Source organism: Metasolibacillus sp. FSL K6-0083 (genome assembly GCF_038630865.1).
Classification (GTDB): domain Bacteria; phylum Bacillota; class Bacilli; order Bacillales_A; family Planococcaceae; genus Metasolibacillus; species Metasolibacillus fluoroglycofenilyticus.
Window position 1 is genome coordinate 3,662,526 of the sequence record NZ_CP152046.1, and the last position, 13,636, is coordinate 3,676,161.

The following is a 13,636-nucleotide window of genomic DNA, read 5'->3' on the forward strand; positions in this document are numbered from 1 at the left end:
CCCTTTCCTAGACACCCAAATCCAAACTTCGAACAAATCTATTTGAATACGAAGGTGATCATCTACCTTGAGAAGTTGAAAAGTCATTTACACAATAATATTGACAGTACCTATAAAATTGGAAACAATTATAAGAATTAATCATGTAACAATTCAATGCTTAAAAAATGTAAAACACGGCATATTTAAAACGAATTCTACTTTTAATCCAGATGGGGCTGATATCATCGGGTTTTATGGTCAAAATGGCTCTGGAAAAACGGCTGTTGTTGAAGCATTTAGTCTTTTAAAAACATTGCTACAAGCAAAAGCATTGCCTGATAATAGAAAAAAGCTTATTTATTTTAAAGAAAAAAGCATTGAATTACACATTGAATTTCTTATAACCAACCAATTAGGACAATATTTTGTTAAATATTTTGTGGAATTGCAAGAGGGATACGAAACATTAAAGGTTTTGAAGGAGACTTTATCCTATAAGGAAAATAAAAGTGGAAAACGCTATAAAGAGCTAATATCGAAGCAGGATAACAAAATTTCAATTCGTAATAAAACAATGGAATTGTTTCGCGAAAAGCAAAGAGTTAGCTTGCTAGTAGCCAATCATTTAGCGGATGAAAATGCAACATCCTTTATTTTTAGGGAAGAATTAGCGTGCGTGTTGGCATCGTTTTGTAATGAAGCAGAAAATGAAATAATTAAAAATCTAAAGCAAGATTTTACTGATAATTTCCATGTAATTGATGCGATTCATTACGGTTTACTTGTCGCAAATCTCGTTATGCCTTTTCGTATTCATGTGGAAGGTGTAAGAGGAAACATACCGTATGAATTAAGGGATACAATGCTTTTACCTAGAGAAATGTTTACAACAATTGAAAAAGTTGTGGAACAAACAAATATGGTATTAACAACAATTATTCCAGGGCTTTTTATAAAAGTACGTGAAATAAATATTGAAAAAATGAGTAGTGGACAAGATGGTGTTCGTTTTGAATTTTTGTCGGTAAAGGAGGACATTGAGCTTCCTTTACGTAGCGAATCACAAGGGATATTGAAAATTATTTCCATTTTAAGCACATTAATCGCTGTATATAATAATCCAAATGCTTGTGTTGTGATTGATGAATTAGATGCGGGTATTTTTGAATACTTATTAGGGGAAATGCTAGAAGTTCTTAGTGAAAGTGGGAAAGGTCAATTATTTTTCACGTCGCATAATTTGAGAATTTTAGAGGTGCTCCCAATTCAAAATTTATGGTTTACAACATTAAATGAGGAACAGCGTTATATGCAGCTAAAAGGTGTGAAAAAATTAAGCAATGCGCGTGATATTTATTTGAGAGCGATTCAATTAGGCGGGCAAGATGAGGCTATCTATAATGAAACGAATATGTACGATATTAAAAAGTCTTTTAGGAAAGCAGGTAAAATAATTGGCTAGGGCACAAAAAAAGGTTGTTATTTTATTAGTCGAAGGTGACACTGATGAATTACTACTAATTGAGCGTTTAAGACAGTTATTTAAAGAGAAGGAAATTCGCTTTGAGCCACAAAATGGCGATATCTTCTATCAAAGAGAGAAAAAAGAGTTGGCTATTAAAGAAGTAATCGGAGACAGAGTAAAAGAAATATTAATGAAGCGAAAATTTAAAGCTTCCAATATATTAGCAGTGCTGCATATACTTGATACAGATGGCTGTTTTATAGCGCCAGAGCATATTATAGTCGATACGGAGCAAGGCGTTTTGACACAGTATAATAAAGATTGTATAACGGTTAATTCCGAGGAACAAAAGAGCAGAATTGAGGAGCGCAATGAAATTAGGTCGCGCAATGTCCATATAATGAGTTCAGCAACTCATATTGCGCAATATGCCTATCAAGCTTATTATTTTTCGCGCCATTTAGAGCATGTTACGTTTAATGAAATGAATCCATGTAAAGAGGATAAGGTAGAAAAGATAGAAGATTTTTTAGAACAGCTAGAAATACCAATTGAGCAATTTCTAGCACAGTATATGCCATTTGAGCAGAATGAGGATTATAGCACGTTATATGCAAAAAGCTGGGAGTTTATTGTGGAAAACATTAATTCGCTTGAGCAGTATACGAACGCTTCGTTAATGTTTCAGTTTTTAGAAAATGATTCGCAGCATATATAATTTAAACAAAGGGGGATTTTTAATATGCGTGAAGTAGTCATTGTAGCCGCAACTCGAACGGCGGTTGGAAAACGTAAAGGGGCACTTAGTCAAATGCGGGCAGATGATTTAGCCGCAGTAGTTTTGGAAGAGGTTGTGAAGCGAGCTGGTATTCAGAAGGCAGATGTAGAGGATGTTATTTTAGGCTGTGTGACGCAAAGCGCGGAGCAGGCAGGGAATATTGCACGGACCGCACTATTAATCGCAGGCTTTCCCGTCCATGTACCTGGCGTGACAATTGACCGTCAATGTGGCTCTAGTCAGCAGGCAGTTCATTTTGCGGCACAGGCCATTTTAGCAGGCGATATGGATATTGTTATTGCTGGTGGTGTGGAAAGTATGACACGTATGATGATGGGCTCAAATTATATGGGAGTAGCACCTAGTGAGCAGCTAACAAAGCAGCATGAAATTATTCACCAAGGCTTATCAGCGGAGCGTATTGCGGAGAAGTGGGGACTGAGTGCAAAGCAATTAAATAACTATGCTGTGATGAGTCATCAGCGTGCATTAAAGGCAATTGCTGAAGGGAAATTTATAGAGGAAATTATTCCTATTGAAGTGCAAAATGAAACAGGTGAGACCGTTATTTTTAATACGGATGAAGGACCAAGAAAAGATACGACGCTGGAAAGCTTGAGCAGCTTAAAAGCTGTTTTTCAAGAGGATGGCGTTATTACAGCGGGCAATGCAAGCCAAATGAGTGATGGTGCATCGGCAGTTTTACTAATGTCACGTGAGAGAGCAGAGGCGCTAGGCATTAAGCCATTAGCTCGCATTGTTGCCCGTGCAGTCGTAGGCTCTGACCCGACACTCATGCTTACAGGTCCAATGGCAGCAACAGAAAAAGTATTGTTAAAAGCAGGTTTATCTTTAGCTGATATGGATACATATGAGGTGAACGAAGCCTTTGCACCAGTGCCTCTTGCTTGGGCAAGGGATACAGGAGCGAGCATTGACAAATTAAATGTAGACGGTGGTGCAATTGCTTTAGGGCATCCACTTGGTGCAACAGGTACAAAGCTACTGACGACAATGCTTTACCGCATGCAAAGAGAGCAGCAGCGCTACGGTTTACTAGCAATTTGTGAAGGTATGGGCATGGCGAATGCAACGATTATTGAAAGGCTTTAGTGGGACGTTTGGGACGCTGGCAGCTGTGTTTTAAAAAAATAGCTTACTAAGGTAGAAGAGAAAAAAGGTTTTTGGAAAATGAAGGAAATATTAGATTTAAAGGAGGGGGCTGCCTTTTCGGGCAGCCCTTGACTTAAAAAAAGTATTTTCTTTAGAACAAGGAAGTAAAAGGTATTCATAGGAAATTTGTTTTTGATGTGCTTAAGTTAGCTATCGAATGCCTCCGAATAACGCACAGTACCCTGCACATTTTGTAGTGCATCTGGCACTAATTCAAGTGCCATAAAAATCTCGCTTGGTACTTCAAATGGAGCAAAAATATTCCACCTTCGCGCTTGACGGAAGCCGAATTTCGGATAGTATGCCGCATGGCCTAGTACGATAACCGATTGCTGACCGATGTCGGCTGCTTTTTGCAATACCTCCTGTATCAATTGACTACCGACTCCTTTATTTTGACATGCCGGTAAAACCGAGACAGGTGCAAGTGCTAAAGAATCAATAGATTTCTCGCCATCTTCAATCGTAATTTTCGATAGTAAAATGTGACCGATTATTTTATCTTCACTATCAACTGCGACTAACGAAAGCTCCGGTAAAAAAGCGGATGATTGACGAATACGCTGTACAAGGAAATGCTCCTTTTGATTGCTCATATCCTCATCTAAAAAAGCTTGACGTATTACATCCTCAGTAATTTCATAATCTGACGGACGCTCTTGTCGAATTGAAAAGTTCATATATAAATCTCCTTAATAAAATTCTCTCTATTAATTATGCACTATAATTGATTATACATCTATAATATCCATTGAAAATATATAATTTGTTCATTAAATCAACTATCTTTTTCATAGCAATGCGATATACTTTACACAAGATTATGTTGATTGGAGAGTTTGACAATGGGAGCAGAGAAATACCAGCAAATGATGTATCAACGCATGCGCGAAAAATTTCAAGAATGGGCTAAGGCAGACTCCATTATAGAAAAAGAAATATATTCTTTTTTACATATGTTAAAAGGAACTGCTGGCTCAGTTGGATTAAATGAGCTAACGATAATCGCTACTGACAAGCTGGTAAATCTTAATGATACGAGTGAGAAGGAATGGGGAAAGCGCGAGTGGACATTTTATTTAAGTCCGCTAATTGAAGCTCTTTCATTTTATGAAACGAATAATCCTTCACAAGAAATAAAGGAAACATCATTAAACCTTGTGACGAGTGGTATAACAAAAGAGTTTATATTAATTGTTGATGATGATATGGTGTTTATTTCTTATTTAAAAAATATTTTAGAGGAAAAAGGTTTTTCAGTGATGATTGCTCATAATGGCAAGCGTGGAATTGAGTTAATTTATGAGTTACAGCCTGCCATCGTCTTTTTAGACATTATGTTACCAGATATAGATGGCTTCTCTATTTTAAATAATATTAAAAAAATCAAAAAAGATCGCACATTTATTGCAATTATGAGCAGTCATCATAGCAAGGAAAATCGAATTAAAGCGTTTGAGCTAGGTGCAATGGATTTCGTTGCTAAGCCGATTGATGAAGATGTTTTGCTCGCATATGTGACGAATCGTCTAGCTTATAGAAAAGAGCTTGAATATGCCATTGTCATTGATGAATTAACACAAGTGTATAATCGAAAATATTTTGAAAGCCAATTAAAAATGTTAATTCAGCAATACGAGAGGATGAAAGAAGTATTTACGATTGCCATTCTTGATTTAGATTATTTTAAAAAAGTAAATGACACTTATGGACATTTAGTTGGGGATGAAGTGTTAAGGGGCTTTGCAGCGCTCGTCAAGGAATTGAAGAGGGAGCATGATGTGTTCTGTCGCTACGGTGGAGAGGAATTTGTTTTATTAATGCCGAAGACGACAGTTGAGGAAGGCTACAGGCTCGTTGAAAAAGTACGTCAAGCAATGGAAAAGAGGGCTTTTACAGCAAATAATACCGTTTTTCATGTAACATTTTCTTCAGGTATGATGACAGTGGGCCCAGATTATAAGCATGAAAAGAAATTATTAGAGGCAGCAGACCATGCGCTTTATTCAGCAAAAGAAGCGGGGAGAAATTGCGTTGTTTTGTTCGACCATTCAATTATCGATATGAAAAAATCTGAAAAAATTAAAGTCATTGTCATTGATGATGTTTACATTATTCGCGATATAATCGCAAAGCATTTTGAAGGGCTCATAACAAGCGGCGAAACAATTATCGAAGTAGCTACATATGGTGATGGGCTTGAATTTTTACAATCAAGCTGGTATGACCCGAACTACAAATATGTAATTTTATTAGATTGGATGCTACCGAATATGAGTGGGATTGAGGTATTAAAAGAAATCAGGGCAAATTATAGCTCAAAGGAAGTTATCGTTTCCATGTTGACAGGGCGAATTGGGGAAACGTATGTATTAGAAGCATTTAAAAATGGTGCAGATGACTATATTCGTAAGCCATTCCAAATTGCTGATGTATCATCACGTATATTACATTTAGCAGAACGTATTTTTAAAGGCAGCAAAGGATAGAAAAAGAAGCTGCTAGAAGGAGGTATGATGATGGCAAGAGTTTTAGTAGTTGATGATGAGGAAATTTTGCGTATGCTTATTCGCGATACGCTAGAGGATATGGGGTATGAAATTGAAGAAGCAGAGAATGGGCAGGAAGCGTTAGAAAGAGTGACACAAGAGCATTATGATTTAATGATTTTAGATTATATGATGCCACATGTTACAGGCATTGAAGTAATTGAACGCTTACCTGCACAAATAAAGGCTAATCTACCAATATTAATGCTGACTGCTAAATCGCAGGAGGAGGATCGCCAAAAGGTGTTTGAAAAAGGGGTGGATTACTTTATGTCAAAGCCATTTAGTCCAGTGAAGTTAATGGAAGTCGTCGAGGATATTTTAAATGGTCAATGACAAGCTGTTATTTAGGAAAAATATACGTAGTCGTTTTTTTAGAAAGCTGCTTTTGATAGCAAGCCTTTTTTTGCTGCTAATTGCTGTACTTTACTTTTATATGAATGAACGCAATAAAAGTTTAGAAAAAGAACAGAGGCTACTCGTAGAGAAAACAGTCATCGTAGATTCTTTAACTGAAACGTATAAGGATGCTTTTTTTCAAGCGCGAGGGTATTTTGCCTATAAAAACGAGCAATATTTACAGCAAGCATATGCTGATTTAACGGAAATTGACCAACAACTCCAACAATTTGCAACGATGGAGCTAACGTTTGAAGAGCAAGAGCTTTATCAGGAGCTGATGAATTATTTGCTTATTTATCAAGATGATATATTGCCAGAGGCTGTTTCCTATGTAGAAAAAGTGGATTATGAGTCTTTACGAACGCTCTCGAATGACCGAATGAATGTTGTTGTTGCTAAAGTAATTAATCTCACCAACGAATATAAAGAAAAAACAGATAAGGAATTAGATGACCTGTTTGAAAAAAATATTAGCTATGGGCAAAGTTCTGCAGCTTTATCACTTCTCGTTAGTGTTTTAATTGTGCTACTCATAAGCTTTATTGTGAGAAGGCTGCTCGATAATTTAATTCGACCAATTGAGCAGCTAACGATTGCAACAAATGCGTTTGCTCTTGGACAATCCTTCGATACGAAAGATTTGGAGAAAATGGACGATGAATTAGGTATTTTAGCAAATGCCTTCGTCAATATGACTTTATCCATTCAGGATAAGGAAGAAGAGCTAACGACACAAAATGAAGAATTATTAATGCAGCAGGATGAGTTGCAGGGAAATCAATTGCAGCTACAGCATTCGTTGAATCAGCTTGAAAAATATAATCAGCTTAATCATGCATTAACATTCACGTTAGATAAGCAGCAACTGATTAACAATTTGCATGATTATCTAAATGATATTTATCAATTTGATACGAGCATTTTAACTTGGCTTGAGGGCGATGTTCATGCAATGAAGGGGCTTAGCATTGAGTTTGCTACTAATCTAATGCAGCATTTAGACAGCAATAAGCTTATGCGCCTTGAGCAGGAAGGTTTCTTTGTTATAAAGCGGGAAGTAGCAGCGGGAGAGCGCGGTATAGCACAGGAGCCATATTATGTCTATGACTTATATTCATCCATTTTAAATGCACAAGGCAAGCTTGTCGCAATATTAATGGCGACAAGGGAAGGACATGCTTTTTTAGCGGAGGAACAAAGTGGACTAAATGGCTTGTTAAAGCGTGTATCGATTGCCTTTGACCGCATATTAATGTATGAGGAAGTAGAGCGCTCAAGACAATTAAATAAAAATATTATCGAAACGATTAATGAAGGCTTGCAGCTCGTTTCAAGCGCAGGTGATATCGTGTTAATTAACCGTGCCTTTGCACAAATGACGCAAATGCAATCAGCACTAAATACGCAGTTAACTGCCAAAAAGGTGTGGCTAAGCCACTTTGAATCATTTAGCAAAGAGCCAGATGATTTGCGTGCGTTTTTTGAAAAGGCAATTGAGGAAAGCTTCAAGCATACACGCAAACTACGTTACTCTATTTCAACAGAACAGGAAACATTCATCGAAGTATATGCTACATGCTTATTTGAAGGTGCTGAAAAACTAGGGACAATTTTTGTTCATCGAGATATTACGCGTGAATACGAGATTGATAAAATGAAATCTGAGCTTGTCAGCACAGTGAGTCATGAATTGCGTACACCACTTTCGAGTGTGCTTGGCTTTACAGAGCTACTACTAACAAAAACATTAAAGCCTGAGCGTCAACAAAAATATGTCGAAACCATTCATAAAGAGGCTCAGCGTTTAACAAATTTAATTAATGACTTCCTTGATTTGCAACGGATGGAATCTGGTAGACAGCAATACATGATGAAGCCCTTGCAAGTAAATGAGATTGTTATGGATGTCATTAATCGTTTTCGCCACGAAAAAAAACATCATATCCAATTAATTGATAAAGCACGTGCTATTATGGTGAAGGCAGATGAAGAACGGCTAATTCAAGTATTTGTAAATATTATTAGCAATGCCATCAAGTTTTCACCGAATGGTGGCAATGTAATGATTACACTCGAAAATAAAGGACAAATGCTGCAAGTGGGTGTGCAAGATGAAGGAATTGGCATTGCAAAAGAAGATGTTTCACAGTTATTCCAAAAGTTTAAACGGATTGATAATAGTGCTAGACGTAAAATTGGAGGAACTGGGCTTGGCCTAGCCATTTGTCGTGAAATCATTTTGATGCATAACGGTGATATTTGGATTGAATCCGAGGAAGGGCAAGGTACGATAGTTTACTTTACACTACCTCTAGAAAACGAGCATGAGAGCATGATAGATGAGCAATCCCATTTATTGCTATCACAAGGTGCAAATGTCATGCTTGTTGAGGACGATTCTAGCTTAGCTTTACTATTATCTGAGGAATTAAAAAGTAAAGGCTTTACTGTTATTTACCATAATGACCCGCAAAAGGCATATACAGAAGCGTTAAGCACACCATTCATCGGTATCATTGTTGATTTAATGTTAAGTGATGATATGAGTGGGTGGGAATTAATTCAGCAATTAAAGGAAACAGAGCAAACAAGCAAAATACCAATTGTTATTTCTTCCGCACTAGATGAAGCGCAGGAATTAGTAGCGAAATATAAGGTGGAAAAATATTTAACAAAGCCTTATCCACCAGAGGAAATATCAAAAGCGCTTGTACCGTTTTTAATATCTCATGAAAATAGGGGAGGCATCCTCTTTCCAAAGCAAGATTAAAAATGAATTTCAGCGCTATCGGGAAATGTAGGCATTCGCATATTTTCCCGATAGCCGCTTTTTGATTAAGCAATGCGATGACAAGACCATACCATACCTGCAGAGTTGACACCTCCTAAATTTAAGCCAATTGTTAAACCACTTGCCTCATAATATAAATCAATTGTATCGCCTGCATTTAACAATAAATCCCCAGCGAGTGTGACTGTACCGTTTCCTAAAATAGCACGCAATGTTAGTAAAGTGACTGACACGTTTAACAATGGAAACAATCCACTAATTACATTGCTAGAACCATTTCGACGAAGATAAAATGCAGGGTTGATGCCACTACCTAAAGATAAACTAATGGTTGCAGTTGTCGAATAATTAAGCGTAGCAGCAAAGGCGTATTTTCCAGTTGTAGGCACTGTAAAGACGCCTGATGTCGCATTAAAGCCTGCTGTTGTGTAATAAGGAGCGGAAACTGTCCAGTTTGTAATAACAGTTGAGCCAGTTGTTACTAATGAGGGTTTAAAGGCTGAGAATCCCTCGGTAAAAGCAGGCCCAGTGGCTCCAGTAGCTCCAGTTTCCCCGGTAGGCCCAGTGGCTCCAGTAGCTCCAGTTTCCCCGGTAGGTCCAGTGGCTCCAGTAGCGCCAGTTTCTCCGGTAGGCCCAGTGGCTCCAGTAGCTCCAGTTTCTCCGGTAGGTCCAGTGGCTCCAGTAGCGCCAGTTTCCCCGGTAGGTCCAGTAGGTCCGGTAGCTCCAGTAGCTCCAGTGACCCCTTTGCAACCTAAGGGACGGTTGCAATTACAATTTTTTGAAGCGCATTTTTTACAATTTTGTATTTCCATCAAGTTTCCTCCTTTCTAGCATATTTCAATTTCTTTCAGCAAATTTTTTTACGACGAGTAAGCGCAGGAGCACATGTCTTTATACTGATAGCAAGGTGATAGGTGTAGAAATCATTCTCTCTATAGGCGATAAGATGAATACAGAGAGAAGCTATCTAAAAAACTGTCTTGTTTTGCAAATACTATGCAATTTTAGTTTTCGTTACTTCATTTTAATTTGTGAGAAATACGGCTAAACTATTTGTTTCTCACGTTTCCAAAGAAAGCTCTAAGGGAATTTTTGGCTAAAGTATCATTGCCAACGTCCAAAATTCTGGGTACGTACGGCTTTTTGGACACTCTATGTTAACTTATTCTCCTTATTTGATTAATGGACGGACAAAAAACTATATTTCCTAAAAAGTGTTCCATAAACTATAAAAAATGCAGTGAAAACGGGGGGAGGGGCAATGCATGGACATGACCAAAATAGAAAAGGGGCGACCATTTATATTATTAGGTGAAAATGGTCAGCCTTTAACAGTTGTAGGATTTTCACAAAACTGTCCGTTTATTTCGCGTTTTTTTCATTAATTGCTGTCATAGAAAATGGTCAGTGTGCCATACTTGAAATCCTTTTCCCTTGCTGTTGTCAAAAAAAGCTTGTTCGCACTAAACAGAGGATTATTGTCGATTTGAATTGCTTTTATTGTATGCCAGTTTGTTTCCATATTTATGATAGTTACGTATGTAACAGCGCTGTACAAACAAAAATCTGCACAACAATTTCAGGCAATCCAGAAGGAAAGCCTAGTTTTTCATGGATAAATAATATGCATAATTTAGATAATACCGTAACCTTAAATGTTCATACGGAACAACCCCTTGAATTAAAGCTCTATAAGCGAGGAGGAGCTATTACTATTGTTACAATAGATAAAACATGTAAAGCATTCACCTTACACAATATGAAAGCAATAGAAATCAAAGCACAGGCTAATAGCACAATTGAATTAACGATAACAGCAAAGAAGTTACAAGAGATTTACCTTTAGTAGTTCGGTTGACCAATGCTTCATAATCACTGACACATATACTAGCTATGATTTTATCCTGATTCAGCTCTTGAAATTACAAGGTCTCTTTTGGGTCAGGATAAAGCTTTTGGCAAATAGCATAGATTTTGAAGGCGGACTCCGTCAAAAATCTAGCTATCTATATGCCAAGCTTTCATTGCTTAGAAAAGGAGGTGAGAATATGGCGAAATTAGGAAGCTGTTGCGGTAGTAAAACAAGTGTCCATGATTCTGTATGTCAAGACTTAACATTAACTGATGAGACAGCAGTTACAGTATGGGAGAATTCCACGCCTTTCGCGATTAATGGCACAATTTTAGTGGAAAACGCAAGCTCATCAACAGGAGATGTTACACTAACAGTTACGAGTAGCCCTGCAACACCAGCAATTCCCCCAATTACTCCTGGTAATTCTATATCAATAACGGCAAATAATATTGCGGATATTCAATTAGCAGGTACGGCTGCTTCAGTAGCTAATGTGAAAATTTCATATTCTTTAAATTATAATTTCTAAATATTCAAGGCTATTGGGAAAGCAGAGTTATCTCTGTTTTTTTCAATAGCCTAATTAAATTTTCTATTATCGTTCAGGAAAGAGCTGCTGAAAATACTGTTCGTTATGAAGTATTTGAGGATGCGTTGGATAAAAGCTTTTTGCCTGTATATGATGTTCATAAGCGAGCTCATATTGCTGTAAACGATCATACAGTACACAGAGCTGTAAATGGGGGAGCCATGTTGTAAAAATGTGATTGCGGAATGGTGTATGACTTGGCTCCTTTATAGTGAGTGCCTGCTCATACCAATAAATTGCCTGCTGATTTTTATGCTGCTCCATAAAATAAAAACCGAAGCGACAGCAAGCCTCTGGGCGTGGTGAATCAAATGTGAGACTTCTAGTAATTGATTGGATTGCACGTTTTTCGTTTTGTAAAGCGCTGTAGCAATCAGCCATTTTATAGCAGGCTTGTATACAATCTTCTACCCAGCCCTGCTCTGTTGCTAAAAACTGTTCGTAGAACGATATTGCTTTTTCATATTGCCTGTGGTCTTTAAGCTCATTCGCATAATAATAAAGGTCGCGCGTTGAAAATACTTCTCCAGCAGTAAGCAATCGCTCATAAATAGCTAGATTGCGCGAAGCATCGCGGCTTAATGGCTGATGCGATATGGCAATATCGCTATGAATGATTGTGCCATCCACTGCTAAATATTCATGCACTGCACCAATCCATTGAAATTGTCGCTGTCTTCTTACAAGTCGATTACGTCTCAGTGAGTAGGTGACATTTCCTTCTGTATCAAAGTTGAGGTGATAATGCATTGAGACAGCATCAACAGTAGGAGAGAGCGTCAATTTTAAATATTGCAATTTGACCAGCTCTTCATTTGTGATAACGTCGTCCGCATCAAGCCATAAAATATAATCCTTTGTCGCCTGCTGAAAGGAGAAATTTCGCGCTGCTGCAAAATGATGAATCCATTGAAAATCAAAAATTCGAGAAGTATATTTTGCGGCAATGCTTTTTGTTGCATCTGTGGAGCCTGTATCAATAATGTTAATTTCATCAACAACTGCTTTAATTGAATCAAGACATCGAGCAAGCACCGCTTCCTCGTTTTTTACAATCATACATAAGCTAATTGTAATGTCGATATGTCCTCCTTTTTGTAAGAAAACCCAAATAAATAATCAAATTTGAGAAAAAATGTTTATTTTTATTTATATGCGGCAACACTAACTGAAAATTCATAGCATCCATAAAGGAGGAGCATTGTTTTGAAATACAAACTAGCAGTAATTAGTTTAGTGTTGTCGTTTTTGTTTAATATAGCAGCAATATCGCCAATGGCGGCTATTCCATTGCCTATAAGCGATCATTTATTTGATGACTACAGCATTCACGCATGGGACGCATTAAATATTGAGGAATTACAGGAAGATGAAACGACCACATACACAGTTGTAGAAGGAGATAATTTATACCGTATAGCATTAAAATACGGCGTCTCACTTAATTCCTTAATGGCATGGAACGGTGTTACAAATACACTAATTTTCCCGGGAGACCAGTTGACGATTTATAATGATGGGGACGAGCCTGCTACTACCTATGAGGAAAAAGTCGTAGCTACAACGCCCGCTACACCACCGAATAATCCAGTACAAAATACAGAAGTATTTGAGCAACAGCAAGGTGACGAAATGGTCGTGACCGCAACTGCATATACAGCTTATTGTAAAGGCTGTTCAGGAACAACAGCTTATGGCATTGATTTACGCGCAAATCCAAATCAAAAAGTAATTGCCGTTGACCCAAGGGTAATTCCGCTTGGTACAAAGGTATGGGTAGAGGGCTATGGGGAGGCAATTGCAGGTGATACAGGAGGCGCGATTAAAGGGCATAAAATTGACGTCTTTATCCCTGAATATGAGAATGCAATGCAATGGGGAGTAAAAAAAGTGAAAATTAAAGTTTTAAATTAAAAGGTTATCTGAAAGCAGTGCGCTAGCATGCTTTCAGATAACCTTTTTGCTATTTGATTGAAATATTTGCTACTTAGAAAAATGCATGGTTTTTTAAAAGGGAAAATGCTGCTTTCTATGTCGTTACTCCCTACGTTT

12 protein-coding genes are annotated in these 13,636 nt (G+C 37.5%); 9 read left to right on the plus strand and 3 right to left on the minus strand.

The window, feature by feature from the left end; genetic code table 11:
• Positions 1-100: 100 nt before the first annotated feature.
• From MHB51_RS17105 to MHB51_RS17115, 3 genes are read left to right on the plus strand one after another with little or no spacing between them, the layout of a single operon-like run.
• Positions 101-1,444: an AAA family ATPase gene (locus MHB51_RS17105; protein WP_342558680.1), complete on the plus strand. Its 1,344-nt coding sequence runs from the start codon at positions 101-103 to the stop codon at positions 1,442-1,444.
• The gene (locus MHB51_RS17110; RefSeq protein WP_342558681.1) at positions 1,437-2,165 is read left to right on the plus strand and encodes a hypothetical protein; all 729 of its coding nucleotides are present in this window, start codon (positions 1,437-1,439) and stop codon (positions 2,163-2,165) included. The genes MHB51_RS17105 and MHB51_RS17110 overlap by 8 nt, the downstream gene beginning before the upstream one ends.
• Positions 2,166-2,189: 24 nt before the next feature.
• The gene (locus tag MHB51_RS17115; protein WP_066166727.1) at positions 2,190-3,338 is read left to right on the plus strand and encodes a thiolase family protein; all 1,149 of its coding nucleotides are present in this window, start codon (positions 2,190-2,192) and stop codon (positions 3,336-3,338) included.
• 206 nt (positions 3,339-3,544) lie between these two features.
• Here the strand turns inward: MHB51_RS17115 and MHB51_RS17120 are convergent, their stop codons facing one another.
• Positions 3,545-4,078 (minus strand): N-acetyltransferase, encoded by a 534-nt coding sequence (locus MHB51_RS17120; RefSeq protein ID WP_342558682.1) that lies wholly within the window; start codon positions 4,076-4,078, stop codon positions 3,545-3,547.
• A 165-nt stretch (positions 4,079-4,243) separates the two neighbouring features.
• Here MHB51_RS17120 and MHB51_RS17125 point away from each other — a divergent pair, with 165 nt between their 5' ends.
• From MHB51_RS17125 to MHB51_RS17135, 3 genes are all read left to right on the plus strand, one after another.
• The gene (locus MHB51_RS17125) at positions 4,244-5,887 is read left to right on the plus strand and encodes a diguanylate cyclase (RefSeq protein ID WP_342558683.1); all 1,644 of its coding nucleotides are present in this window, start codon (positions 4,244-4,246) and stop codon (positions 5,885-5,887) included.
• Positions 5,888-5,917: 30 nt separating this feature from the next.
• Positions 5,918-6,283 carry a response regulator gene (locus MHB51_RS17130; RefSeq protein ID WP_066166719.1) on the plus strand — a complete coding sequence of 122 codons (366 nt, stop codon included), beginning with the start codon at positions 5,918-5,920 and terminating at the stop codon, positions 6,281-6,283.
• A gap of 100 nt (positions 6,284-6,383) precedes the next feature.
• Complete coding sequence (locus MHB51_RS17135; protein ID WP_342558684.1) at positions 6,384-9,119, plus strand: ATP-binding protein; 2,736 nt, start codon at positions 6,384-6,386, stop codon at positions 9,117-9,119.
• A 65-nt stretch (positions 9,120-9,184) separates the two neighbouring features.
• Here the strand turns inward: MHB51_RS17135 and MHB51_RS17140 are convergent, their stop codons facing one another.
• Complete coding sequence (locus MHB51_RS17140) at positions 9,185-9,952, minus strand: hypothetical protein (protein WP_342558685.1); 768 nt, start codon at positions 9,950-9,952, stop codon at positions 9,185-9,187.
• A gap of 692 nt (positions 9,953-10,644) precedes the next feature.
• Between MHB51_RS17140 and MHB51_RS17145 the strand changes: the two genes are divergently transcribed.
• A complete protein-coding gene (locus MHB51_RS17145; RefSeq protein WP_342473226.1) occupies positions 10,645-10,986 on the plus strand; it encodes an S-Ena type endospore appendage in 342 nt (113 codons plus the stop codon).
• A gap of 202 nt (positions 10,987-11,188) precedes the next feature.
• Positions 11,189-11,524, plus strand: coding sequence for an S-Ena type endospore appendage (locus tag MHB51_RS17150; RefSeq protein WP_066166707.1), 336 nt, complete (start codon positions 11,189-11,191; stop codon positions 11,522-11,524).
• Between the two features lie 66 nt (positions 11,525-11,590).
• Here MHB51_RS17150 and MHB51_RS17155 read toward each other — a convergent pair whose 3' ends face one another.
• Positions 11,591-12,643 (minus strand): glycosyltransferase family 2 protein, encoded by a 1,053-nt coding sequence (locus tag MHB51_RS17155; protein WP_342558686.1) that lies wholly within the window; start codon positions 12,641-12,643, stop codon positions 11,591-11,593.
• Between the two features lie 147 nt (positions 12,644-12,790).
• On the opposite strand from MHB51_RS17155, the gene MHB51_RS17160 reads away from it, so the two are divergent.
• A complete protein-coding gene (locus tag MHB51_RS17160) occupies positions 12,791-13,498 on the plus strand; it encodes a 3D domain-containing protein (RefSeq protein ID WP_066166700.1) in 708 nt (235 codons plus the stop codon).
• Positions 13,499-13,636 lie beyond the last annotated feature (138 nt).